This is a genomic window from Paraburkholderia caffeinilytica (assembly GCF_046030355.1).
GTDB lineage: Bacteria > Pseudomonadota > Gammaproteobacteria > Burkholderiales > Burkholderiaceae > Paraburkholderia > Paraburkholderia caffeinilytica_B.
Window position 1 is genome coordinate 29,607 of sequence record NZ_JAQQCQ010000030.1, and the last position, 23,766, is coordinate 53,372.

Below are 23,766 nucleotides of genomic sequence, written 5' to 3' on the forward strand. Positions count from 1 at the left end.
GCATGCCGCTCACTCAAGCGGATGGCGGAGGAGCGCGCAGTTGTTTTCTTTGCTGAATTTCGTTCTGCTAGGCCTTGAGGTTGCTCCCCAAATCAGGATAGGACCGGGTCTGTTCTTCCCCCATACGCGAGGAACAGTGATTGGCGCGAGATCGATCGGCGCGAATGCGACGATATTCCAGCAAGTGACAGTGGGCGCCAGCGAACTTGACATGCATTTCAACCCCGATCTTCGTCCGGTAATCGGCGATGAGGTAACTTTGGGCGCCGGGGCAAAGATATTGGGTTCAATTGAGATTGGTTGTAGGGTAATTGTGGGCGCCAATAGTGTAGTGGTGAAGGATGTACCCAGCGACACCGTGTGTGCTGGCGTTCCGGCGAAGATAGTCAGACAGCGAAATGCATCAATCGAAAATGAAAACTAAAAGTACGGTTCTCCTGATTGCCCCGTTGTACTTTGGTTACGATCAGCTTCTGGCTCAATGCCTGCGGGATCGTGACGTGGAAGTCGACTGTCTGCCCGACCGCCCTTTCAACTCGAGCGTGGGCAAGGCAATGATTCGTCTGAATCGAAATGTCGTTCTGCCTTATGCGGATAGATTCTATAAATCCAGGGTAGCTGAATTCGGACGCCAGTCTTACGACGCTATCTGGATCGTCCAAGGTGAGGCCATATCGCCGGCGCTACTGAAATGGATCAAGCGCGAATTTCCAGGCACGCCGGTTGTCTGGTATCTGTGGGATTCATTCAGAAACAAGCCGGCGTTGCTCGATAACCTGTCGTACTTCGATAGCGTGTTCACATTCGATCCGCAGGACGCAAGGCAATTCGGCATTGGCTTCCAACCCTTGTTCTTCTCTCCACAATATGCGGCTATCGAAGCCAACCCCACGCCGGCTTATGACATGTGTTTCATTGGCACAGGCCACGAAGACCGGTTTCGTGTGGTGCAATCGCTGAAAGCTGCATGTCCGGAGAAGCGTTTTTATACGTTCTTCTATCTGCAATCGCCATTGCTATATGGTACGCGTCGATTGACGGACAAAAATCTGGCAAAGACGAAACCGAGCGATTTCTCATTTAAAAAAATGGCACAGCAGGAGGTCAAGCGTATCGTAGGGGAGTCACAAACTGTCATCGACGTTCAGCATTCCGCGCAGCGCGGTTTGACCATGCGTACTCTGGAGGTACTTGGTGCGCGCCGCAAGCTCATCACGACAAATGTCGAAATTAAGGCGTATGACTTCTACGACCCCAACAACATCGCAATCGTAGACAGACGGAACCCAGCCGTAAGTGCGGCGTTTCTCGAACAGCCTTACCGGGAGATTGCGCCAGCAATTCGTTCGAAGTACAGCATCAGCGGCTTTGTTGAGGCCGTCGTGGGCAAGCATCTGTTTGCGAACAAAGGTACGGAAGTGTCGGATCCGCTGCGAACTCAGTTGACAGCCTGCGCATGAGGCATATCTGACCGTACTTTAAAACAGCAACGCCTTGTTATTTATAAGGCACGGCTAATTCAGCTTCAAACCGGTTCGTGCGATCCGAGGCCCTCCGGATCGACGCCGCCAGTGCGCCGCTGCGACACTCGACTCGACTTGACTTCACCTGATCTGATACGCTTCGCGCGTTCAGCACGCGCAGCCGCGCTTATGCCGACCGCGAGCGATACGGCGGTGGATCCGGGGCGGCCACGGCTGGGCGTGTATCATCCGACAGTCGAAGGAACAACATCTGGGCGTGGCTTTGCTCAGCTACCTTTGAACCGGCGGTGCTGCGGGCGGGACCCTGCACACCACCCATGTGCAGTTGTGAATAGGGGAGAGGCCGGGCGGTTCGCCAATTGACGAGCCACGAATGATCGGTTCGCTCATAAGTTCTTGCTGGGAGCAGGTTTTTGAGTGGTCACCCTTGGAGTTCAAGTGGGATAAGGATAGCGCACGAGGTCAGCTTATGATTATGGACCTGATTGGTGTAGCTTTCGTCATTGCCATTGTGGCGTTGGCAATTGTCGCCATCGTCGATACGTTACGGAAAAAAAAGTAAAATTCATTGAGGTATAACAGGGCTATGTCCGGAGGTCGAGCGTCACCAGTTCTGACGAACTTCTGGATGCACGGCCACTACCTCACGCTGGACATCGGCAAAATGTCGAAATCGGGCGGCGATTTCGTGCGTGAAAGGCGGGCGACGAAAGTAAACGGGCCGCCATGCTGACCCGCCTACTTTCACGCAGTCTCCCGCGTCGCCTAAAGCGGCACCACCACCGGTTCCGAGTGGCAAGGCGGCTTGCCATAGGGGACATGGACAGGCCCACAACCCCAATGAAGCGGCGGACACTCCCAGCCGCGCCGAACGACAACAGGCGGCATCATCCCGCCAGCGCAAACAGGCGGTGCTTCCCGAGTGAGGCAGGCAACACCGCCGCGTACCGATTGCGAGGCCGAGCGGTCGAGTTCATCGACGCGAGGCAAATCTTTGAGAACGAGCGCTTTCATGGTGGATCTCCGGCAAGGTTGAATTGACAGCGAGCCCGGACATCGCCGCGCTCATTGGTTTTCATTGCACACACCATGCCATCCACGGCAAAGCGGCATGCCGTCCCCATCTGCCGATCCGGCGAGCGAAAGGTGATGGAGGCAGCCCAACTCGCGACGCTACGATGTCGGCACGCTGCCAACAGCGACGCTCGCCGCGCCGCATTTGCTCGATCCAGCGGAATTCTGGGCACAATACACAATAGGCAACCCCGCACCACGCACGCACGAATCGCTGATATTGCCGATTTCCGTTAGCAAGCCAAGGAGGATGTATGAGTCAGCTTAAAGCCGTCGAATATTCCGCAGCTTCGCCCGAAGTCAAAGCCGTCTATGACGACATCAAGCAGACCCGCCAGGTCGACGACGTCAACAACTTCTGGAAATACATCGCCCAGCATCCGCCTACGCTCGCGCGTACGTGGGACAGTCTGAAGGACGTGATGGCGCCGGGCGCGCTCGATCCGCTGATCAAGGAATTGCTGTACGTCGCCGTGAGCGTGACGAACAACTGCGGTTACTGCGTCGCGAGCCATACAGCTGCGGCGCGCCGCGCAGGTATGACCGATGAAATGTTCGGCGAGTTGCTGGCGGTAGTCGGGATGGCGAACGAAACCAACCGCCTCGCAGTGGGATACCGCGTACCGATCGATCCCGCCTTCGAGTAACGCCGACTAACGGGCGCATGCCTTCAGTGCTGCATGCCGCGCCATCCGGCAAGCAGCGCGGGCAAATCGGCCATGTTCCGGAATACATGAACCGCGCCCGCGCCATGCAAGGCCGTGGCGCTGCTGTGGCTCAGCTCTTTCGGGCAATAGCCGAACACGGTGGCGCCAGCGGCCACGCCTGCCGTCACGCCCGTGACGGTATCGTCGACCACAGCGCAGCGTTGCGGTTCTACGCCCAGACTCGCGGCCGCGGCGAGATAGACATCGGGATACGGCTTGTTGCGCGGTGTTTCATGACCGCTGGAGATGCGTCCTTCGAAGCAGTCGAGAATGCCGGCCTTGGTCAGTTGCAATTCCACTTTGATGCGATCGGCGCCCGACGCGACCGCAATGCGTCCATCGAGTGCCGCGTAAAGCGCGCGCACTGCCGACGCCGCACCGTCAATCGCTACCAGCTCGCGATCGAGCGCCTCATTGCGGCGCGCACGAAACTGCATGAGCCAATCCGTCGTAATCGCGAAGCCGGTGCGCGCTTCGATGAGGGCGGCTTCATCCTTGACGGCCTTGCCGACAAAAATGCGCATTGTCTCTTCGATGCTCAATTGCCAGCCCAGCTCGCCGAGCATGTCGGTCAGCACGCGGTTGGTGATGGGTTCGGAGTCGACGAGCACGCCGTCGCAGTCGAAGAGTACGGCGTCGAAAGGGAAGTCGGCCATCGGGCAGGGTACGGAAAGTGGTCGCGGAACCGGCAAGGATACCTCACCGGCTCGCGCGACGCCGCGCAAAGACTATGCGAGCGTTTCCCTTAAACGATCAGGAACCGGCTTTATACCCGTCACTCAGCGTTTTCATGAACGCAATGATGTCCTGAATATCCTCATCCGTCATGGCCGGCTGATCGCCGAACTTGCGATCGAACGGCGCATCGGCGACGTCGACATTGGCGTGATACTGAGCCGGCAGATCGTTGTACTTCTGCACCTTGCCTGAAGCATCGCGCGGATAGATCTTCTCAGGTGCCGTATTGCGCAGGTTGTAGAAGTCCATGACCTGTTTGAGGTCGTGATAAACGCCGTTATGGAAGAACACCTTGCGCTCGGCAACATTGCGCAGGGTCGGCGTCAGGAACATCCCGCAATACTGCGTCTCCTTCGTCATGTCGTCACGGAACGGACCGCACACACCCATATCGAAGAACTTCGGATCCTTGTTGGCCGGAATGGCCGGATTGCGCGGCACGCCAAGCGCCTCGTACTGCGTATCGGTAAACACCGGCGGCAAGCCATCCTTGCTCGGCTGACTCAAATGGCAACCCGCACAATTAGCCTTGTCCTTATCGTTGAACAATTGCAAGCCATGCAGTTCAGCGTGGGTCAGCCGCGCTTTACCTTCGAGCCAGTAATCGTACTTGCTGGTAAAAGCATGAAACGACTGATCCTCGGTCTGATACCGTCCCACTGCGAACATGGCTTCCGAAATCAACAGACTCGGATTATTGACGATGCCCGGCCCGAAGATCTGTTTGAACTGGTCCACGTACTTCGTTTGCAGCAGCTTGTGCGCGACATCTGCCTCCGTCGCATTGGCCATCTCCACCGGATTCATTAACGGACCGATCGCCTGGATTTGCAACGTATCGGCGCGTCCGTCCCAGAACAGACCGCCTTGCGGCACCATCGCCGGCGCGGCGGGTGCGGCAAGCGCTGTCTTCTGTGCGCGCTGCACGCCTGCGGCTTGTGATGCCAGTTGTGTCATATCGACGGGCACGTCGGTATCGCCCTGGTCCGGCCCGATGCTGAACGGCGCCTGGCGGTACAGATACGCCAGCGAAGGCGGTGGCCGATAGCCGGCCTGATTCATGTGCGCGCCGCCGAGTTGAACCGGGAACGCGTTATCGGGCGCATACGAATGCTGTGCCGAGTGGCACGACGCACACGACTGCGTGCCCGATGCCGACAACGTCTGGTCGAAGAAAATCTGTTTGCCGAGCAGCGCAACCGCGCTCAGCGGCGCGTCTTGCGGGCGCATCAAATGAACCGGATCAGGATTCGCGCCGGTAATTTCCTCGACGATCGATCCCACTGCGGGCGGCATCCGTTCCGGGTAGACGAGCGCATACGCGCAAACCACGACGAGCGCGAGCACGATGCCGGCTACGCTCCACGCGAGCAGCCTGAGCCACGAGCGACGGGTAATGACGGGACCCGGCTCACCGCCGGCAGGCAGATGCGGGGGCAGCAGGGCGTCTGAAGGATGATTCATGGCGGTAGTGACAAGTAATTCGATCAGGTGCGATCAAAAAAGCAAAATCGAGCCAGCACGTTTGCACTGGCTCGACGCCCAACTACAGCTTGATGTGTTTACTGCTTTTCCTCGTGCTGCGCTTCATGTCGTCACGCACGAGCCGCGCGCGTGCATGACGTGACGGCAGCCGCACCGGAAGGGCAGTCCGCACGCTTCTGGCTCAGCTCGCCGGCGGTGCCGACAGCTTGATGCCCAGGTTCTGATCCAGATACACCGTCGGATTGTTGCCCGAGCCCGAGAAGTTGAACATGTTCATGATGCTGCCCGCTGATGCATCGAACGAACCGTTGCCAAGGCGTTGACCGCCGAGCCAGTTGTCCTCGATGAACTTGACCACGGACGCCTGGGTGATCGGCGTATCGTCGACGAAGTTGACCTTCGCCCACGGCGACACCACGATAAACGGCGTGCGCGTACCCGGGCCGCAACGGCCGTTCACTGCGCCACCATTCACGCCCTGCGGTTGAACCGCGCCCGTTGCCGTACACGCACCGGTGCCGCTCAGGTTGTCGCTGCCGGCCACCGTCGCGCCGCCGGCGGACTGCGTCGTGGTCGAATCGAACGACGAGCTCGTCGGCGCCTTGTAGCGGTGATCGTACCAACCGTCCGAATCGTCGTAGGCGATGATCACAGCGGTGTTCTTCCAGTCAGGCTGTTGCTGCAGGAAGTTGATCACCTTCGTGACGAATGCCTGCTCGTCGATCGGGTCCGAGTTGCCCGGGTGGCCGTCGCTGACTGCCGGCGCTTTCAGGAAGCTCACCGACGGATAGTTGCCCGCCTTCACTGCGGCGAAGAAGTCGTCGGTGTCGTACTGGTGGTGAACCGGCGTTGCGGTGTTGTCGAGCGGATCGGTCGCGCCGATCAGTGCCGTCGACGTCGGACGCGTATGCGCCAGGTTAGCCGTGGTCGGGTAGTACTGGAACCATGCGTGATGCTGCACGTAGTCGGCCTTGGTCGCGTTCAGCACTTGCGAGAATGTCGAGCGTGCGCAGCCGGTCGTGCCGTTGGCATTCGTGGTGCCCAGATTGAAGCCGCCCATGAAGCCGCCCCACGTCAGACCCTTCGCGTTGAGCAGGTCGCCGATGTTCTTGTTGTTCGACGACATTTGCCCCGTCGGCGAGCTGCCTGCCGCGATCGTGCATGCATCACCCGTGGGATCCAGGTCGCCGATCATCGTGAAGCCGCCGGTCGAATCCGGAATCGCGTTGGCCGAGGTTCCGCCCGTCACCACGACGCCGTTGTTCTGGCCCGAGACCACTTCGAGCGCGCCAGGCGTCGACGGACCGTACGTATCCGTGTAGGCGTTCTGGTTCATCGCGAAGTTCTGCGCGTAGTTCCACATCGCCGTGACCGTATTGCCGTCGAAGTAACCCAGTACCTGGCCCTTCGTGGCGAACGCGCCGGTGCTGCCGGCAATCGTCGAACCGGCCGCCGTGAACAGCGGGAACGAGTCCATCGCGCCGTTGTTATAGGCAAGCTGTTCCGCGGCGTACGCGTGGTTCTGGCTCGACGTATTGGCCTGCGAACGATCGAGACGGAACGGCAGCAGGTCGGCGGCCGGCAGGCCGAGGCCCGCGATCGTTACCGTGCCGACCGTGCGGCCTGCCGTGTTCGGCGAGGTCGACAGCGCGTTCGGGTTCGCGGTGATCAGGTTGTTGGTGCTGAGGTTGTTGACCGGCGGCGTGCCTGCGGCTGCCGTGAATTGCGGCTCGCCGACCGGGTTGCTGGCCTGCGGATAGGTTGCGAAGTAGTGGTCGAACGAAACGTTCTCGCCGAAGATCACCACCACGTGCTTGATCGGCGTGGCTGTCGTGACGGCATCCTGCGCCGACACGGCCACGGCCGGTGACGATGCGGGTGTCGACGCGGTAGCCGGCGCCGACGCCGGTGAGGTCACGCTATTGTTGCCGCATGCAGCGAGCGCAAGCATCGCGGCAAACGGAATGGGTAAGAGGGTTCTACGGAACATGTGACTGGCTCCAGATTCGACTTCGCCGTTCAGCGTTTCCAGTAATACACGTGTGGATGTTCGCTGGGGATATTGTTAGAAATACAGCTGAGGTGTCTTACCGCTAGAAACAGGGCGCATTGAAGCATCCGCTGATTAAGGTTTGAGGGCGCGAACATTACGTTACCTATCGGTCGCCATTCATTTAAATAACAATTGCTGTCGTTCTTCTTTCGTATGGCCATAAAGTGAGGGCTGTTGTGGCTGTCACGACTCGCATGCTTCCGCGCATTTCTTTCAATGAAAATCAAAGCGACGGATTTTTCGGGCTCCTGCGTTCAAGAAGAAACGCAGCCGCTTCTGGCTTCAGTCCTTTTGTGAGAAACCGACATGACATCGGGCAAACCGGTCCGTCTTCCAACTTCGGTGCTCGCGGCAGCGGCCACATGCGCTGCCGCAAGCACCGTGGTCATCGGGCCTGAACGTTGAGCACGGTGGCGCTGCGAGGCGCGCTGTGGAGCCGCCAGCCTTGAGCGAACGCGATCCCGATGCGGAATTGCTCGAGGGGGTAGCGAGGCAAGATCCGGCCGCCGTCCGTTCGCTTGTCGCGCGCAAGCTGCCGCGTCTGCTCGCGCTCGCCACGCGCATGCTGGGAGACCGCATGGAAGCGGAAGACGTGGCGCAGGAGGTCTTCGTAAGAATCTGGAAACAGGCTTCGCGCTGGCGGGAAGGCGAGGCGAAGGTCGATACGTGGGTCCATCGCGTCGCGCTCAATCTTTGCTATGACCGGTTGCGCGGCCGCCGCGAAATTCCGCACGACGACCTGCCCGACGAGATCGACCCATCCGCGTTGCCCGACGCCGCGCTCGAAGCGCGCGCCCAGGACGGGCGCGTTCGCGAGGCGCTCGCCGCGTTGCCGGCAAGACAGCGCGAGGCGCTGGTGCTCAATTATTACCAGGAGATGTCGAACGTCGACGCTGCGGCCCTGATGGGCATCACGGTCGATGCGTTGGAAAGTCTGCTGGCACGTGCGCGCCGTAATCTGCGCGCCCAACTGGCCGGCAGCGGCCTTAGCAAGGACAAGTCATGACGCCCGAAAGATTCCATCAGATCGTCGAAGCCTACGGCGCCGATCCGCGCCGCTGGCCGCAGCAGGAGCGCGCAGCGGCCGAGGTCTGGGCCGCGGCGCATCGTATCGAGGCCGACGCAGCGCTGGCGGCCGCGGCCGGGCTCGATGCATGGCTGGCCACCGACAAGGTCGATCCGGCGGACGCGGCATTGCAGCAGCGCATCATCGGCAGCGCGCCGGTACGGCGGCCGGGCGCACCGCGCCGGAAATTATGGTGGTCGGGCGCGGTGGTGGCGGGCGTCGGCGTACTGGGCGGCGTGGCCGGCGCCTTGGCGGTCTCGTTCTTTGTGTTGACGGGGACGGTTCAGCAAGGGCACGAGTCCTCTTATCTAACTTCGAGTTTCGGTGGATCATCCGCCGATTGGAGCGGCGAATGAATGGCCGGTCATGGAAAATCGTGCTGGTGGCTTCGCTGGTGCTCAACGTGTTTTTGTTAGGCGCGATTGTCGGGGCTGCTTATCAATGGTTTGCAGCGAAAGGTGCGAGCAATGCGGTGCTCGCGCAGCAACACACAGCGTTGCGCTTTGCGGCCGAAACGCTGCCGGCCGAACGCCAGAAGGCCTTCATCGACGGCTTGAAGAATGCGCGCCGCGAAGGCCGGCAGTTTGTCCGCGAGGGCCGTGAGGGGCGTCACGATGTATTGCGTCTGCTCGCTGCGCCGCAGTTCGATCGCGCTGCATTGGATGCGGCGCTGGCTCGCACGCGTGAGGCCGACAGCAGTTTGCGCGCGCAAGTGGAGGGCAGTGTCGCGGATTTTGCGGCGACGCTGTCGCCGGAGGAGCGCGTCAAATTCGCCGACAGCCTGAAGCTGCGCGGACAGTGGCGTGAACCGCAGCCGGTCGCCAATCCGGCCAGGCCGCCGCAGTCGACCGCACCAAAGGCCGCTGCGACTGATTCTTCGAGTGAATCGTCGGGCGAATAAAAAATTCTGTGCGATCGCGACGGATTGGGTCGTGAGGGTCGTTTAAAGAAATATCCAACGCCGAAGAGGATGGTATGGCCACATCACCGAACATGAATGCCGCGGCGATTGCGCTGAACCGCTTTGGCCTCGGCGCGCGCGCCGACGATACGCCGCCCGTCGACCCGAAGGGCTGGCTGCTTGCGCAGTTTGAGCAGTATCAGCCGCGGCCTGCAGCGTGGGCGGCGCAGCCTGATTCGGTGGCGCTATCCAGCGAACTGGCACAGCAGCGCATGCAGCTGAATCAACTGAACCGGCAGACTCAGCAGAACGCTAGCGAGGGCGCAGCCGCCAATCAGGCGAATGCGCAGGTCAACCCGCAAACCACCGGACAAGCCAGCACGCAAACCACCGGACAAAGCGCAACAGAAACCACCACCCAAACTGCTAAGCAAGCCGAACGAAAAGCGCTGCGTGGCGAAATTCTCGACATGTACCGTTCCTCGGTGAACGCGCGGGTTGCAAGCGCGCTGACCACGCAGACGCCTTTCATCGAGCGGCTGGTTCATTTCTGGGCGAATCATTTCGCGGTATCCACGGAAAAGCCCGGCGTCGCGGCGCTGGCCGGGTCATTCGAAGCCGAAGCGATCCGCCCGCACGTGCTCGGCCATTTCGAAGACATGCTGGTCGCGGTCGAACGTCATCCGGCCATGCAGTTGTTTCTCGATCAGACACGCTCGGTTGGACCGGACAGCATGGCGGCCATGCGCGCGGCGCAGCGCAATCCGGACATCAAACGCGGTTTGAACGAGAACCTGGCGCGCGAAATCATGGAGCTGCACACGCTCGGCGTGAGGAGCGGCTACAGCCAGGACGACGTCACCGAATTCGCCCGCGCACTGACCGGCTGGAGCCTCGCCGGCAATCCTGGCAACCCGCGCGGGCAGGGCCTGCAGCCGAACGCCGCCCCAGGCACCTTCGTGTTCCGCACCGCATTGCACGAGCCGGGCGCGCGGACCATCATGGGCCGCCGCTACGACCAGCCGGGAGAGGAGCAGGCGCTGGCGATCCTGCACGACCTCGCGAGTGCGCCGGCCACAGCGAAGCACATCGGCGGCAAGCTTGCCCGTCACTTCATCGCGGACAATCCGCCGCCGGACGTGAGCGAGCGATTGGCGAATGCATTCGCACGCAGCGGCGGCGATCTGCCGACCGTGTACCGGACTCTGCTCGACATGCCGCAAGCATGGTCGCCAGTCGCCGTGAAGTTCAAGACGCCGTGGGAATGGACCATTTCTTCGATGCGTGGACTGGGCTGGCAGGACATCGGCAACATGCAGGCCGCGCCCATCCTGACGCAACTTGGGCAGCCGGTATGGCGCCCGGGCTCGCCCGCCGGCTACGACGATATTGCCGCTAGCTGGGCGGCGCCCGACGCGCTCGTGCGCCGCGTCGAAGTGGCAGAGCGCTTTGCATCACGTGTCGGCGACCGGCTCGATGCGCGCTCGCTCGGGCAGACGTTGCTGGCCGGCTCGCTGAGTGCGCCGACTGCAACGGCTGTGTCGCGTGCTGAAAGCGCCTCGACGGCGATCGCGCTGCTGCTGGTCTCACCGGATTTTCAACGGAGATGAACGCCATGTTTTCACGCCGCAAGTTTCTGCGCGTTGCCGCTGCAGGCACGGGCGCAATTCTCGTGTCGCCGCGGATCGCGTTTGCCAGCGTTGCAACCGATCGCCGCTTCGTGTTCGTGATCCAGCGCGGCGCGGCCGACGGCCTGAACATCGTCGTGCCGTACGCCGAACCCGCCTACGCGACATTGCGCGGCGCGCTCGCTATCGATGCGTCCAAGGCGACCCGGCTCGACGGCACCTTCGCGCTGCATCCCTCGCTGGTGCAGACCGCTGCGATGTATGCGGATCGTCAAGCGCTGTTCGTTCACGCGGTGGCGTCACCGTATCGCGACCGCTCGCACTTCGATGGGCAGAATGTGCTGGAGACCGGCGGCACGTCGCCGTATCAGATGAAAGACGGCTGGCTGAACCGGCTCGTCGCATCGTTACCCGCCACCCGCGAAAACGCGATTGCTTTCGCGCCGACCGTGCCGATGGCGCTGCGCGGCAACGCGCCGGTGACCTCGTACACGCCTTCCGGGTTACCGCAGGCGCCTGACGATCTGCTCATGCGGGTCTCGCAGTTGTACGACCAGGATGCGCAATTGCGCCCGCTGTGGGAGTCGGCCATGACCGCGCGCGGACTCGCGGGCGACGCCGGAGCGCGTCAGGACCCGGCGAGCCTAGGCAAGCTCGCCGCGGGTTTTCTGTCCCGCGACGACGGCCCGCGTATCGCGATGATCGAAACCGGTGGATGGGACACCCACACTGCGCAGAACGCGCGCCTCGCCAATCAGCTGAAAGCGCTCGACACGATGCTGGCTGCGTTGCGCGACGGCATGGGTCCGTTGTGGAGCAAGACCACGGTGGTGGTGGCAACCGAGTTCGGCAGAACCGCCGCCGCGAACGGCACGGGGGGCACCGATCATGGCACGGGCTCGGTGGCGATGGTGCTGGGCGGCTCGGTAGCGGGCGGACGCGTGCTTGCCGACTGGCCCGGTCTGAAACCGGGCGACCTTTACGAAGCGCGCGACCTCAAGCCGACCCAGTCGCTGGATGCGTTGATCGCAGGCGTCGCGAGTGAAAGCCTCGGACTCGATCCGCAGCGTACGGCCGCTACGCTGTTTGGCCAGGGCGCGAGCATGCACCCGATGACGGGGCTCGTGCATGCATAAGCTGAAAAATCATTAGAACGACCGGCAGCGCCGCAGATTTCCTCTTGCAGCGCTGCCCGTCGCAACCGGTCGTCGTTGATCAATCGCGACGCGCGATCAACCTCCACCGCCGCCCTGCGTGCCGAGCGTCAGCTTGTTGTTCACCGAGGTCACGCCTGCAACGCCCTTGGCCACTTGCTCAGCTTGTGGGATTTGCGCACCATCGGGCACCGTTCCCGTCAACGTTACCGCACCGCCGCGCGCGCGGACAAATACGTTCGACACATCAAAACCCTGCGCCTTGCCCAAAGCCTTGCGCACGGCCAGCCCCAATTTGCGGTCCGTACTCTTCGTCGCTTTCGCGCTCGGAGCCGGCGCCGCCATCGCGTCGCTCGCCTGGGCATAAGCGCTGGACGCAGTCGCCACACACAATGCGATGCCGAGCGCCTTCAATAGATTGACTGTTTTCACGTTTTCTCCATTCCTCGAAAAGTTGATTTCGCATCGTTGCATGCAAAAAACACGCGCCTGCAAGCACTTTGCCGCTCGCACGGAGCACCCGGTCTTATAGAAGAGTGAGGTTGTGAAGCTCCCAGCGCGCTTAAACAATACTCCAGCAAACGCGCGAGTGTTGAAAAAACTGACCTGGCCGCCCGTCCCGCGATTCGCCTATCATGACGGCTTCGATCACCCAGGGTGTACTGCAGATGTCTGATGGCGTACAGCAAGAACTACTCGAACCGCGTACGGATGCTACCGCTTCGTCGATCGATTATGGCTTGTGGGCACTGACCTTCAGCTATGTACTCAGTCAGTTTTTCCGTAGTTATATCGCTGTGATCTCCACCCAGTTGATCGGCGATTTCCATTTCTCACCGCAAATGTTCGGCTGGTTCGCGGGCTCGTTCTTCCTTGTGTTCGCCGTCGCACAACTGCCGGTCGGCGTCATGTTCGACCGCTATGGCGTGCGCGGACCGACCGCGCTCCTGATGGGCATCGGCGCCGCGTGTGCCGGCATTCTTTCGATGACGACGAGCGCAACCGTGGCACTCGCCGCCCAGGCCGGCATCGGACTGGGTTGCGCGCCCATCTTTATGGGGCTGCTCAACTACGTACTGCGTACCGGTCACGGCACGCGCAATGTGCGCGCTATCACGATGGCGAGTGCGATCGGCATGGCGGGCGCATTGCTGGCCGCGCTTCCGCTGAGCCGGGCAACGGCCAGTTTCGGCTGGCGCCCGGTCATGGTTACCGCTGCGCTCGCCATGCTATGCGCGACACTCGGCGTCGTATGCTTCGTGCGCCGGCGCGATGCGGCCGCGCATGAGCAAAGCCTCGCTGCATCGCAACATGCGGCAGGCGCGGTGAGACGGCACACCGGTTTCTGGACCTTGATGCCGGCCTGTCTCGCACTCTCGGTCGGCAGCACGTTTCGTACGTCGTGGGGCGGGCCGTATCTGGCCGACGTCTACGGCTTCGACGTCATCGCGCGCGGCAATGCGATGACCGTCACCAGCGTGATCGGGATCGCCGCATCTTTCTGTATTCCGGTGGCCGTGCGGTTCTGCGCGCCCAAGCTTATTTCGTTGCTGTGGCTGCTTGCCGGCGTGCTGGCGGCACTGGTTCTCGCGGTCAGTCCGGCCGGTAACTGGCTTGTCAGCGTCGCGTTGATCTGCGTGTTGTTCTCCGTCGGCTCGATCCATCCGCTCGTGATGTCGCAAGCGCGCGCCATCATTGCGCCGCGCCGGCTCGGGCTTGGCCTGGGGTTGCTCAACAGCCTCGTTTTTCTCGGCGTGGCGCTGGCCAGCAGTTGTTTCGGCTGGATCGCGAGTGTCGCAAAACAGGTCCATCTATCGAACGCGGGGATTTACTCGGCGCTGTTCGCCGTGACCGTCGTGCCGCTTGCGATCGGCGCGGTTGTTTATTTTTTCAGCCCGGTGGTGACGGCGCCGACAGAAAAAGTGTGAGCCGTGCGTTGCATTGCATCGCGCTGCAAGCTGCAGAAATCGACGCTATCGCGTCTGACTCACACGTGGGTGCCGCCCGGCTATCTGATTCATTTGAAAGTGCGTGGCAAATACAGGCTTGGCATGGCAGCGTTTAGAACCACTGAGGCGCCATGCTAAGCGTCGTATCGTCGAGACTGCGCAGCGTGGCCAGCATTAGTGAGACGCGCGGCAATTCCCAATGAAAGAACCACTGGCACGCATACAGCTTGCCGCGATAGAAGTCGCTGTCGGTCTGGCTTTTCGCTTCAGGTAGCACGGCACTGGCAACGATCGCCTGCCGCAACCACGTCCACGCAATCACGATATGGCCGAACGCTTCGAGAAAAGCATTCGCGTTGGCGAGCGCGCGTTCGCTTTCGCTGGCGAGCGTGGGTAATAACGCTTCGACTGTGCTGGTCAACTCGCGCCATGCCTCGCTGAGCGAATCGGCATGCGCGTGCAGCGCCGGATGCACGCGCGCCGCATCGATACTGCGTTGTATTTCACCCGCCAGTTGCTTGAGCGCGGCACCCTGTTTCATCACGACTTTGCGGCCGAGCAGGTCGATCGCCTGGATGCCATGCGTGCCTTCGTGAATCATGTTCAGGCGATTGTCGCGGTAGAACTGCTCGACCGGATATTCACGGGTATAACCATAACCGCCGTGAATCTGGATCGCCAGACTATTCGCTTCGAGGCACCACTGTGCGGGCCACGACTTCACCACCGGCGTCAGCAGATCGAGCAGCAGGCCCGCTTCGGCGCGTGCGGTGTCGCTCTCGCCCGTGTTCTGTTCGTCGACGAGACGGGCGGCATAGAGGCAGAGCGCGTACGCGCCTTCCACATAGGCTTTTTGTGCGAGCAGCATGCGGCGCACGTCGGCGTGTTCGATTAGCGGCAATTGCGGATCGAGCGGATTCTTGTTATCCGGACGACGCCCTTGCGGCCGTTCGCGTGCGTAGTCGAGCGACGCCAGATAGCCGCGATAGCCGAGCATGACCGCGCCGAGGCCGACGCCGATGCGCGCCTCGTTCATCATGTGGAACATATAAGCCAAACCGTGATGCGGTTCGCCCACTAATTCGCCGATGCATTCGCCGCGTTCGCCGAACGACAGCATCGTCGACGTCGTGCCACGCCAGCCCATTTTGTGGATCAATCCGGCGAGCGCGACGTCGTTGCGCTCGCCGAGGCTGCCGTCGTCATTCACGTGGAATTTCGGCACCGTGAAGAGCGAGATGCCTTTGACGCCCGGCGGCCCGCCGGGAATGCGCGCCAGTACCAGATGGACGATGTTCTCGCTCAATTCGTGGTCGCCGCCCGAAATAAAAATCTTGTTGCCACGGATCGAATAGGTGCCGTCTTCGTTAGGCGTTGCACTGGTGACGAGATCGGAGAGACTCGAGCCCGCTTGCGGCTCGGTCAGCGCCATCGTGCCGAACGCGCGGCCTTCGAATAAGGCCTGCAGATATTTGCGTTTCTGCGCGGCACTCCCGAAACGTTCGATCACGTTCGCGTTCGCCGTGGTCAGCATCGCGTAAGAGGCGGTGGCGATGTTGGCGCTCTTGAAGAGCGACAGGCATGCAAAGGAAATCACCGCGGGCAACTGCATGCCGCCCCATTCGTAGTCTTTGCCTGCAGCAAGGAAACCGGCGGAGCGGAACGCGTCGAGTGCGTCCTTCACTTCGGCGGGCATCGTGACGCGTTGACCGTCGAATTGCGGTTCGTGTTCGTCCGAGAGACGATTGTGCGTTGCGAACTTTTCGGTGGCGACTGCATGCGCCGTTTCGAGCGCCGCGTTAAAGGTCTCGCGGCTGTGGTCGGCGTGGCGCGTGCGCTGCGTGAGCGTTTCGGCGTCGAGCACTTCGAACAGCTGGAATTCCAGATCACGCGAGTTGATGATCAGCGCATCTTGCATGGGAGAAGACTCGTCTAAAGGTGGAACGCTATGCATAACAACTATACGAAACGTGCAAAACGCACGCATTCGCATAGACGCGGCTCGATCGAAAAGTGCGGTATTCGGGTAAGCCCCAATGATCCGCCGATCCACAATGCGTGTCAGTTTAAATCAAAAAAGAATGATCGTGCTTTTATGGGGCTGCAAATGGGTGTTCGCGGCGGAATGGGGTAAGTGCAACACGATCTGCCGGGGATTTTTTCCCGCAGAACCTCCTTCACTTGCTTTGGCGCGACACGCTTCGCTGACCGCCTCGACACCTCAAAACCGTTGCCCAGTAAGGCTTCCCACGCAGCCCGCCAACACCCGCGCATCGACGGTGTCGCATTTCCACATGTGGTTGTCGCAAATAGTCGGCTAGGCGTACTTTTTTCTGGCAACTATGTATGCACAGCGCGGACGGCCGTCCGGCACGCAGCAAGTTTCTTGGATGGGACCCGAGTAAGCGCTAAAGCGCTAACTCAGGTCGACATAGGAGAGCATTCAATGAATTCCCCCAAGGTCGTGGTTGAAGGGTTGTGCAAAGTATTCGGCACCAACCCGAAACAGGCGATCGGCATGCTGGCAGGTGGCGCAACCAAAGAAGAAGTCTTCGCGCGCACCGGTCAGATAGTCGGCGTCCATAACGTATCGTTCGAAGTCAAGGAAGGCGAGATCTTCGTGCTGATGGGCCTCTCTGGCTCCGGCAAGTCGACACTGATTCGCCTGATCAACCGCCTCGTCGAACCGACGGCCGGCAAGGTGCTGATCGACGGCCGCGACGTGGCCAGCGTGCCGCGCTCGGAATTGACGGCGCTGCGCCGTAAGGACATGAGCATGGTGTTCCAGTCCTTCGCGTTGATGCCGCAGCGTACGGTGCTGTCCAACGCGGCGTTCGGCCTGGAAGTCGCGGGCATAGGCAGGAAGGAGCGCGAACAGCGCGCCATGACCGTGCTCGAGCAGGTCGGCCTCGCACCGTTCGCGCAAAAGCTGCCGGCCCAGCTATCCGGCGGCATGCAGCAACGCGTGGGCCTGGCGCGGGCGCTGGCGGTCAATCCGTCGCTGATGATCATGGACGAGGCGTTCTCCGCGCTCGATCCGCTCAAGCGCAAGGAAATGCAGAACGTGCTGCTCGAACTGCAACGCGAGCAGCAGCGCACCATTCTGTTCGTGTCGCACGATCTGGAAGAGGCGATGCGCATCGGCACGCGGATCGCGATCATGGAAGGCGGCAAGGTGGTGCAGATCGGCACGCCGCAGGAAATCATCACCAATCCCGCCGACGACTATGTGCGCGCGTTCTTCGATGGCATCGACACCAGCCGCTATCTGACGGCCGGCGACCTGATGCAGACCGACGCCGTGCCGCTCATGCAGCATTCGCCGCAGATCGACGCATCGAGCGTCGCCGCGACGCTCAACGGCAGCGCCGAATACGCTTTCGTGCTCGACGGCGAGCGCAAGATTCGCGGCTTCGTGTGCCGCGATGCAATGGGCAGCGCGTCGCCGCAGCTCAATCACATCGAGTGCATCCGCCGCACTACGCCCTTGGACGCCGTTGTCGAGCGCGTGGTGGCAAGCCGCGCGCCGCTGCCGGTCGTCGAAGCGGACGGCTCCTACTGCGGTTCGGTCAACAAGACGAACGTGCTGAACGTTCTCACGCGCCATCGAGGTTCCCATGTCTGAAGTCATTCCACTTGGCGCCTGGGTCGATCACGGCGTTCACTACCTGCTCGACCACGACGCAAAAACCTTCGACTCCATCGGCAAGGTCATCGAAAGCTTTGCCGCGCTGATCGAGCATGGCCTGCAAGCGGTGCCGATGTGGGCGCTGATGGCGTTTTTCGTGGGGGTCGGCTTGTGGCGGGTGGGCTGGCGCTTCGCGCTGTTCACGTTGCTGGCGATGTTGCTGATCTACGGCACGGGCTTCTGGGATCAGATGGTGATCACGCTCGGCCTCACGCTTTCGTCGACCTTGATCAGCCTGCTGCTTGGCGTGCCGCTCGGCATCTGGACCGCGAAGAGCCGCACCGTCGAAATGATGGTGCGCCCCGTGCTCGATCTGATGCAGACCATGCCCGCATTCGTCTACCTGATTCCGGCTGCGATGCTGTTCGGCCTTGGCCGCGTGCCGGGGATTCTTTCCACCGTGATCTTTGCGATGCCGCCTGCTGTGCGCCTCACGTCGCTGGGCATCAAGCATGTGAATCGCGAAATCGTCGAAGCAGGGCAGGCGTTCGGCTGCACGCCCTTGCAATTGCTCTATAAGGTGCAGTTTCCGAATGCGCTGCCGTCGATCATGACCGGCGTGAACCAGACCATCATGATGGCGCTCTCGATGGTGATCATCGCCTCGATGGTCGGTGCGGGCGGTCTCGGCAACGACGTGCTGGCGAGTATTCAACGGCTCGATATTGGCCTCGGTTTCGAAAGCGGCCTCTCAGTGGTGATGCTGGCGATCATTCTCGACCGCATCACGGAAAGCTTCGGCCGTTCGCCAGGCATGGCGCGGGCGCCGCTGCTGTCGGGCTTGCGCAGCGTGATGAAGGTGCGCCGGGCGCCGACGGCGCAGCACGGCTGAGCGGCCTATGAAGCGCGACGCGATTTCTCCGGTTGTTGAGGCCCCGGCCGATTCGCCGCTGTCCGGGCTCGCGCACTTCGGCTTTCTGACGTTGCCGAACTTTTCGATGATCGCGTTCACGAGCGCGGTCGAGGTGCTGCGTATGGCCAACTACGTGGGCCGCGCGCAGCACTACACATGGTCGGTGATTACACCGGACGGCGAGCCGGCGAGAGCGAGCAACGGCATCACGGTCAAGCCGACCACGACACTGGCCGAAGCGGGCATGCCCGACGTGCTGATCGTTTGCGCCGGCTGGCATGTGCGCGATTACGTGGACGATACGGTCATCGCGTTACTGCAGGACGTTGCGTCGAAAGGCATTCCGCTTGGCGGCATTTGCACAGGACCGTACGCGCTGCTGGCTGCGAATCTGCTCGACGGTTATCGTTGTACCGTGCATTGGGAGGACATGTCGCCGCTGCACAAAAGCTATCCGCACGTGCGTTTCGCCGATGAGCTGTTCGTGATCGATCGTGACCGGATGACCTGCACCGGCGGCACCGCGCCGCTCGATCTGATGTTGAACCTGGTCGGCATGCGCCTCGGTCATGCGGTCGCGGCGCAAGTGTCCGAGCAGTTCATCGTCGAGCGGATTCGTGGCTCGACCGATTATCAGCATATTCCCGTCGACGCGCGGGTCGGCTTCTCGCGAGCGGAATTGATCGAAGTCGTGCGATTGATGGAAGCGAATATCGAAGAGCCGTTGTCGCTCGATGAACTCGCGCGGCTCGTGCAGTTGTCGCAACGTCATTTGCAGCGGATGTTCAAGATGTTTCTGAGCGTGTCGCCCACGCACTATTACCTGACCCTGCGTTTGCGTCGCGCGCGTGAATTGCTGCGTAATACGGATGCATCGATCGCGCGGGTAACGGCTGTGTGCGGCTTTCACTCGCCGTGTCATTTCAGCAAGGCTTACCGCGCGCAGTTCGGTCACGCGCCGAGTGTAGAGCGGCGGTTGTCTGCATGAATATGACTGCATGAGTAAGGCTGCATGAGTAAGACTGCATGTGTGAGTCGACGTCAATGAAGTCGGCGCAAGAAATTGCGCCAGGAAAATCCACCCTATAAAAGCATTGAAGCATCAATCACCCTGAGGGAATGCCATGAAACGTTTGTGGGCTGCGTCGTTGTGCGTGCTGTCGGTGTCATCTGTTCTTGCCGCGGAACCTGCCACCTGCCGGGACGTCCGGTTCGCCGACGTCGGCTGGACCGATATCGCGGCGACGACCGGTCTCGCTTCGACCGTGCTCGAAGGGCTCGGCTACAAGCCGACCAAAACCATCGCTTCGGTGCCGATCACCTTCGCGGGCGTGAAGAGCAAGCAGATCGACGTGTTCCTCGGCTACTGGTCGCCGACCATGGACCCGATGATCGATCCGTTCAAAAAGGCCGGCCAGCTCACCGTGCTGCCCACGCCGAATCTGACCGGCGCGAAATACACGCTGGCCGTGCCGGACTATGCGTATCAGGCGGGCATCAAAACATTCACCGACATCGCCAAGAACTATGACAAGCTCGACGGCAAGATCTATGGTATCGAACCGGGCAACGACGGCAATGCGCTGATCAAGAAGATGATCGACAGCAACCAGTACGGTCTTGGCAAATTCAAGCTGGTGGAGTCGAGCGAGGCGGGCATGCTCGTCGAAGTGAATCGCGCGGTTCGCGACAAGAAACCAATCGTGTTCCTCGGTTGGGAACCGCATCCGATGAACGTGCAGATGAAGATCGACTATCTGTCCGGTGGTGACGACGTGTTCGGTCCAAATTACGGCGAAGCCAAGGTGTTGACGGTCACGCCGAACGATTACTCGACACGTTGCCCGAACGTCGCGAAGCTGGTGTCGAACCTGCAATTCACGACGGATATCGAGAATCACGTGATGCTGCCGATCATGAACAAGACGGATCCGAACAAGGCGGCAAAGGATTGGCTGAAGGCGAATCCAGCCGTGCTCGACAAGTGGCTTGCCGGCGTGAAGACCTTTGATGGGAAGGATGGGTTGCCGGCGGTGAAGGCTTATGTTGCGGGGAAGTGAGGGTTGAAAGTTGGGTTTAGCTTTCGCGTCGTTTCAGCGGCGCGAAAGCGTAACTGCAAAACCTGACTCATGAATTCAGCCGGCACGTCAGGGCTGAAAAACCCGGATCAAATCGCCCGAGCCCGTCCCGGAAAAGTTTCATCATAGCCCGAGCCGTCATCGACTTCAGCCGCCGTACCGCGCTGCTCACGGTACATCATCGGTGGCAGGCCGAACTGCTTGCGGAATTCGCGCCCCAGGTGTGAGGCATCGGAAAAGCCGCAACTCGACGCGATATCCGCCACCGTTTTATCCGAACTCGTCAGCAGCCACGCAGCGGTACGCAAACGCACCTGCTTCGCATACGCCTGCGGCGCCTTGCCGGTTTGAGCCTTGAAGAGCCGTTCGAGTTGACGCGGCGACAAATCGAGCTTGCGCGCCAGTTCATCGAGCGACAATGAGCGCCCCACATGCTGCTCCATCAGCAGAATCGCGCGCTTCACCTTCGGATGCGCGGCCGGCGCCAACCCAGGCGGATGAGGCTGTGGCGCATTGCCCTTCTGCATATCGTCGACCAGCAGAATCCGCAGCGCTTTTTGCACCGTAGCCGTTTCAAAGTGGCGCAACAGAATCGCGGCCGCCACATCGATCGAAGCGCGCCCGCCGGAACACGTAATCCGCCGACGGTCGATCACGAATAACCGGTCCGCCACCAACGCCTCCTCGTTGACCGCCGGAAAGCGCTCGATGAAATCCCAGTAGTGAAACCAGCTCACGCAGATCCGGTGACCCTCCAGCACACCCGCGCGCATCAGTGAGAACACGCCGGTGCACATGCCGACCAACGTGGCATCCGTGGCGGCGGCGCGGCGGATGAACGCCAGCGTTGCATCGTTCGCGGCGGGCCCGGAATGTAGCAGGCCACCCACCACGACAACGTAATCGAAGGGCTCGGCGTTGTCGAACGTCTCCCACGGGGTGATCTGGATCCCGCAACTCGCGCGTACCGGAGCGAGGGTTTCCCCTATCACGCTCCACGAACAGCGCACGGGTTTGCTGAAATCACCTTCATCGGCGGACAGGCGCAACAGGTCGACGAAACCCGAGAACGCCGTCAGCGTGAAGTTCGGCAGCAGGATGATGCCGAAGCGGATACGTTGCTTCGAGGAGCCGTCGATCGATTGAAGGGGAAGCGGTTCAGCGGAATTCATGCATGCAGCCAGCAAGGGAAAAGGTTGATTCAAGCATATCACCGGGGATGGCGGCCGCTTCATCAGGCCAATGACCGGGCTATTCATTGGGACCATTCGGCCGTGGTATCAGCATCGCCAGCCGCAACCTCCGCGCCTGTCGAAAATGCGTCAGAAGTCATCGCAAATCCGCCGCCGCGCTTGGCCGGCGGCCCGCTTGACGCCACTATCCCACTGTCATGCCGTTTTTATTCTATCGGTCCAAATTGACGTGCGGTGCAATAGGGGCTAGTTGAAACCAAACCCGGCCCAACCCGGCAACCCAGCTAATCCTGGTATCGCAACGTATAAGGCACGCCATGAACGTCAGCGTCTTCGATCTGTTCAAGATCGGCATCGGTCCCTCCAGTTCGCATACCGTCGGGCCGATGATCGCTGCATGCCGCTTCGCTTCGCATATCGAAGACGCCAATCTGCTGGGCTTCGTGCGCCGCGTCAAGGTCGAACTGTTCGGCTCGCTCGGCGCAACCGGGAAAGGGCATGGCACGGACAAGGCGGTGCTGCTCGGCCTGGAAGGCAATCTTCCCGATCTGATCGACCCGGACGTAATCGAACCGCGTCTGCAGTCGATCCGCGAAACGAAACAACTGGTGCTGCTGGGCAAGCATCCGGTCAAGTTCGACGAGCGCGAACAGCTTGGCTTCTTTCGCAAGCTGATGCCGGGCGCGCCCGGTTCGAGCATCGTGCATCCGAACGGCATGCGTTTTCAGGCCTTTGACGAAAACGGCCAGCTGCTGGTGGAGAAAGAGTATTACTCGATCGGCGGCGGCTTTGTGATCAATCGGGAAGGCGATCGCGTCAATGGTCTGCGCGCCGGCGCGGACGTGCCGTATCCGTTTCGTACCGGCGACGATCTGATGCGGGTGTGCCGCGAAACGGGTTTGTCGATTGCCGAAGTGACGCTGCACAACGAATGCGCGTCGCGCACGGAACAGGATGTGCGCGATGGCCTGCTGACGATCTGGCGCACCATGTCCGCTTGCGTGGAACGGGGCTGCAAGGTGCGTGGCGAATTGCCCGGCCCGATGCACGTGAAGCGCCGCGCGGCCGATTTGTGCGCGCAATTGCGTTCGCGTTCGGAAGAGTCGCTGCGTGATCCGCTGTCGATGCTCGACTGGGTCAATCTCTACGCGATGGCCGTGAACGAAGAAAACGCCGCGGGCGGGCGCGTCGTCACGGCGCCGACCAATGGCGCGGCCGGTGTGATTCCCGCCGTGCTGCATTACTACGTGAAGTTCATGCATGCGTCGAACGACGAGGGCATTGTCACGTTTCTGCTGACGGCGGCGGCGATCGGCATCATCTACAAGGAAACCGCCTCGATCTCGGGCGCCGAAGTGGGCTGCCAGGGCGAGGTGGGCGTGGCGTGCTCGATGGCCGCCGCGGCGCTCGCCGCCGTGATGGGCGGCACGCCGACGCAAGTCGAAAACGCCGCCGAAATCGGCATGGAACACAACCTCGGCATGACCTGCGATCCGGTTGGCGGACTCGTGCAGATTCCCTGTATCGAACGTAACGCGATGGGCGCGATCAAGGCGCTGAACGCAGCACGCATGGCGATGAAGGGCGACGGCCAGCACTACGTGTCGCTCGACAACGTGATCAAGACGATGCGCGAAACCGGCGCGGACATGAAGACCAAATACAAGGAGACGTCGCGCGGTGGACTCGCCGTGAACGTCATCGAATGCTGAACG

22 protein-coding genes are annotated in these 23,766 nt (G+C 61.1%); 15 read left to right on the plus strand and 7 right to left on the minus strand.

The annotated features are described in order from the left end of the window. Positions 1-40 precede the first annotated feature (40 nt). The 3 genes from PQQ95_RS32010 to PQQ95_RS32020 all read left to right on the plus strand — a co-directional run bounded on the left by PQQ95_RS32010 (position 41) and on the right by PQQ95_RS32020 (position 2,046). The gene (locus PQQ95_RS32010; RefSeq protein ID WP_408445133.1) at positions 41-424 is read left to right on the plus strand and encodes a serine O-acetyltransferase; all 384 of its coding nucleotides are present in this window, start codon (positions 41-43) and stop codon (positions 422-424) included. Continuing rightward, complete coding sequence (locus PQQ95_RS32015; protein WP_408445135.1) at positions 399-1,460, plus strand: WaaS/CpsH family glycosyltransferase; 1,062 nt, start codon at positions 399-401, stop codon at positions 1,458-1,460. Before PQQ95_RS32010 ends, PQQ95_RS32015 begins: the two co-directional genes overlap by 26 nt. A gap of 397 nt (positions 1,461-1,857) precedes the next feature. Beyond that, positions 1,858-2,046, plus strand: a complete 189-nt coding sequence (locus tag PQQ95_RS32020) for a hypothetical protein (protein WP_408445138.1) — start codon at positions 1,858-1,860, stop codon at positions 2,044-2,046. Positions 2,047-2,249: 203 nt separating this feature from the next. On the opposite strand, the gene PQQ95_RS32025 is transcribed toward PQQ95_RS32020, so the two are convergent. Then, positions 2,250-2,498 (minus strand): hypothetical protein, encoded by a 249-nt coding sequence (locus tag PQQ95_RS32025; RefSeq protein ID WP_408445140.1) that lies wholly within the window; start codon positions 2,496-2,498, stop codon positions 2,250-2,252. A gap of 314 nt (positions 2,499-2,812) precedes the next feature. Between PQQ95_RS32025 and PQQ95_RS32030 the strand changes: the two genes are divergently transcribed. After that, positions 2,813-3,205 (plus strand): carboxymuconolactone decarboxylase family protein, encoded by a 393-nt coding sequence (locus PQQ95_RS32030; RefSeq protein ID WP_115777533.1) that lies wholly within the window; start codon positions 2,813-2,815, stop codon positions 3,203-3,205. 23 nt (positions 3,206-3,228) lie between these two features. On the opposite strand, the gene PQQ95_RS32035 is transcribed toward PQQ95_RS32030, so the two are convergent. From PQQ95_RS32035 to PQQ95_RS32045, 3 genes are all read right to left on the minus strand, one after another. Then, a complete protein-coding gene (locus tag PQQ95_RS32035; protein ID WP_408445142.1) occupies positions 3,229-3,921 on the minus strand; it encodes an HAD family hydrolase in 693 nt (230 codons plus the stop codon). A 97-nt stretch (positions 3,922-4,018) separates the two neighbouring features. Then, complete coding sequence (locus PQQ95_RS32040; protein WP_408445144.1) at positions 4,019-5,467, minus strand: cytochrome-c peroxidase; 1,449 nt, start codon at positions 5,465-5,467, stop codon at positions 4,019-4,021. Between the two features lie 202 nt (positions 5,468-5,669). Then, positions 5,670-7,478, minus strand: coding sequence for an alkaline phosphatase family protein (locus PQQ95_RS32045; RefSeq protein WP_408445146.1), 1,809 nt, complete (start codon positions 7,476-7,478; stop codon positions 5,670-5,672). 508 nt (positions 7,479-7,986) lie between these two features. Between PQQ95_RS32045 and PQQ95_RS32050 the strand changes: the two genes are divergently transcribed. The 5 genes from PQQ95_RS32050 to PQQ95_RS32070 all read left to right on the plus strand — a co-directional run bounded on the left by PQQ95_RS32050 (position 7,987) and on the right by PQQ95_RS32070 (position 12,272). After that, positions 7,987-8,547, plus strand: coding sequence for an RNA polymerase sigma factor (locus tag PQQ95_RS32050; protein WP_408445148.1), 561 nt, complete (start codon positions 7,987-7,989; stop codon positions 8,545-8,547). Continuing rightward, positions 8,544-8,963: a hypothetical protein gene (locus tag PQQ95_RS32055; protein ID WP_408445151.1), complete on the plus strand. Its 420-nt coding sequence runs from the start codon at positions 8,544-8,546 to the stop codon at positions 8,961-8,963. Before PQQ95_RS32050 ends, PQQ95_RS32055 begins: the two co-directional genes overlap by 4 nt. Next, positions 8,960-9,508, plus strand: coding sequence for a periplasmic heavy metal sensor (locus tag PQQ95_RS32060; protein WP_408445153.1), 549 nt, complete (start codon positions 8,960-8,962; stop codon positions 9,506-9,508). The genes PQQ95_RS32055 and PQQ95_RS32060 overlap by 4 nt, the downstream gene beginning before the upstream one ends. A gap of 74 nt (positions 9,509-9,582) precedes the next feature. Then, positions 9,583-11,118 (plus strand): DUF1800 domain-containing protein, encoded by a 1,536-nt coding sequence (locus PQQ95_RS32065; RefSeq protein ID WP_408445155.1) that lies wholly within the window; start codon positions 9,583-9,585, stop codon positions 11,116-11,118. Positions 11,119-11,123: 5 nt separating this feature from the next. After that, complete coding sequence (locus PQQ95_RS32070) at positions 11,124-12,272, plus strand: DUF1501 domain-containing protein (RefSeq protein ID WP_408445158.1); 1,149 nt, start codon at positions 11,124-11,126, stop codon at positions 12,270-12,272. A gap of 96 nt (positions 12,273-12,368) precedes the next feature. Here PQQ95_RS32070 and PQQ95_RS32075 read toward each other — a convergent pair whose 3' ends face one another. Beyond that, positions 12,369-12,722, minus strand: coding sequence for a BON domain-containing protein (locus tag PQQ95_RS32075; protein ID WP_408445160.1), 354 nt, complete (start codon positions 12,720-12,722; stop codon positions 12,369-12,371). Between the two features lie 203 nt (positions 12,723-12,925). On the opposite strand from PQQ95_RS32075, the gene PQQ95_RS32080 reads away from it, so the two are divergent. Further along, positions 12,926-14,218, plus strand: coding sequence for an MFS transporter (locus tag PQQ95_RS32080; RefSeq protein ID WP_408445163.1), 1,293 nt, complete (start codon positions 12,926-12,928; stop codon positions 14,216-14,218). A gap of 133 nt (positions 14,219-14,351) precedes the next feature. Here the strand turns inward: PQQ95_RS32080 and PQQ95_RS32085 are convergent, their stop codons facing one another. Further along, positions 14,352-16,157 carry an acyl-CoA dehydrogenase gene (locus PQQ95_RS32085; RefSeq protein WP_408445166.1) on the minus strand — a complete coding sequence of 602 codons (1,806 nt, stop codon included), beginning with the start codon at positions 16,155-16,157 and terminating at the stop codon, positions 14,352-14,354. A 528-nt stretch (positions 16,158-16,685) separates the two neighbouring features. On the opposite strand from PQQ95_RS32085, the gene PQQ95_RS32090 reads away from it, so the two are divergent. From PQQ95_RS32090 to PQQ95_RS32105, 4 genes are all read left to right on the plus strand, one after another. Continuing rightward, positions 16,686-17,864, plus strand: a complete 1,179-nt coding sequence (locus tag PQQ95_RS32090) for a quaternary amine ABC transporter ATP-binding protein (RefSeq protein ID WP_408445168.1) — start codon at positions 16,686-16,688, stop codon at positions 17,862-17,864. Further along, entirely contained in the window at positions 17,857-18,759 is a 903-nt protein-coding gene (gene choW / locus PQQ95_RS32095) for a choline ABC transporter permease subunit (protein ID WP_408445170.1), read from the plus strand. Before PQQ95_RS32090 ends, choW begins: the two co-directional genes overlap by 8 nt. Before the next feature lie 7 nt (positions 18,760-18,766). Further along, positions 18,767-19,768 carry a GlxA family transcriptional regulator gene (locus PQQ95_RS32100; RefSeq protein ID WP_408445173.1) on the plus strand — a complete coding sequence of 334 codons (1,002 nt, stop codon included), beginning with the start codon at positions 18,767-18,769 and terminating at the stop codon, positions 19,766-19,768. Positions 19,769-19,904: 136 nt separating this feature from the next. Beyond that, entirely contained in the window at positions 19,905-20,840 is a 936-nt protein-coding gene (locus PQQ95_RS32105; protein WP_408445175.1) for a choline ABC transporter substrate-binding protein, read from the plus strand. 107 nt (positions 20,841-20,947) lie between these two features. Here the strand turns inward: PQQ95_RS32105 and PQQ95_RS32110 are convergent, their stop codons facing one another. After that, positions 20,948-22,030 carry a GlxA family transcriptional regulator gene (locus PQQ95_RS32110; RefSeq protein WP_408445178.1) on the minus strand — a complete coding sequence of 361 codons (1,083 nt, stop codon included), beginning with the start codon at positions 22,028-22,030 and terminating at the stop codon, positions 20,948-20,950. Between the two features lie 338 nt (positions 22,031-22,368). Here PQQ95_RS32110 and PQQ95_RS32115 point away from each other — a divergent pair, with 338 nt between their 5' ends. Then, complete coding sequence (locus PQQ95_RS32115) at positions 22,369-23,763, plus strand: L-serine ammonia-lyase (protein WP_408445180.1); 1,395 nt, start codon at positions 22,369-22,371, stop codon at positions 23,761-23,763. The last annotated feature ends 3 nt before the right edge of the window (positions 23,764-23,766 follow it).

Coding starts and splice junctions, on each gene's coding strand:
- PQQ95_RS32020 (WP_408445138.1), top strand. CDS start 1,858: ATGATCGGTTCGCTCATAAGTTCTTGCTGGGAGCAGGTTTTTGAGTGG.
- PQQ95_RS32025 (WP_408445140.1), bottom strand. CDS start 2,498: ATGAAAGCGCTCGTTCTCAAAGATTTGCCTCGCGTCGATGAACTCGAC.
- PQQ95_RS32065 (WP_408445155.1), top strand. CDS start 9,583: ATGGCCACATCACCGAACATGAATGCCGCGGCGATTGCGCTGAACCGC.
- PQQ95_RS32100 (WP_408445173.1), top strand. CDS start 18,767: ATGAAGCGCGACGCGATTTCTCCGGTTGTTGAGGCCCCGGCCGATTCG.
- PQQ95_RS32115 (WP_408445180.1), top strand. CDS start 22,369: ATGAACGTCAGCGTCTTCGATCTGTTCAAGATCGGCATCGGTCCCTCC.
- PQQ95_RS32090 (WP_408445168.1), top strand. CDS start 16,686: ATGAATTCCCCCAAGGTCGTGGTTGAAGGGTTGTGCAAAGTATTCGGC.
- PQQ95_RS32045 (WP_408445146.1), bottom strand. CDS start 7,478: ATGTTCCGTAGAACCCTCTTACCCATTCCGTTTGCCGCGATGCTTGCG.
- PQQ95_RS32085 (WP_408445166.1), bottom strand. CDS start 16,157: ATGCAAGATGCGCTGATCATCAACTCGCGTGATCTGGAATTCCAGCTG.
- PQQ95_RS32015 (WP_408445135.1), top strand. CDS start 399: ATGCATCAATCGAAAATGAAAACTAAAAGTACGGTTCTCCTGATTGCC.
- PQQ95_RS32070 (WP_408445158.1), top strand. CDS start 11,124: ATGTTTTCACGCCGCAAGTTTCTGCGCGTTGCCGCTGCAGGCACGGGC.
- PQQ95_RS32080 (WP_408445163.1), top strand. CDS start 12,926: ATGACGGCTTCGATCACCCAGGGTGTACTGCAGATGTCTGATGGCGTA.
- PQQ95_RS32110 (WP_408445178.1), bottom strand. CDS start 22,030: ATGAATTCCGCTGAACCGCTTCCCCTTCAATCGATCGACGGCTCCTCG.
- PQQ95_RS32030 (WP_115777533.1), top strand. CDS start 2,813: ATGAGTCAGCTTAAAGCCGTCGAATATTCCGCAGCTTCGCCCGAAGTC.
- PQQ95_RS32055 (WP_408445151.1), top strand. CDS start 8,544: ATGACGCCCGAAAGATTCCATCAGATCGTCGAAGCCTACGGCGCCGAT.
- PQQ95_RS32035 (WP_408445142.1), bottom strand. CDS start 3,921: ATGGCCGACTTCCCTTTCGACGCCGTACTCTTCGACTGCGACGGCGTG.
- PQQ95_RS32105 (WP_408445175.1), top strand. CDS start 19,905: ATGAAACGTTTGTGGGCTGCGTCGTTGTGCGTGCTGTCGGTGTCATCT.
- choW (WP_408445170.1), top strand. CDS start 17,857: ATGTCTGAAGTCATTCCACTTGGCGCCTGGGTCGATCACGGCGTTCAC.
- PQQ95_RS32060 (WP_408445153.1), top strand. CDS start 8,960: ATGAATGGCCGGTCATGGAAAATCGTGCTGGTGGCTTCGCTGGTGCTC.
- PQQ95_RS32040 (WP_408445144.1), bottom strand. CDS start 5,467: ATGAATCATCCTTCAGACGCCCTGCTGCCCCCGCATCTGCCTGCCGGC.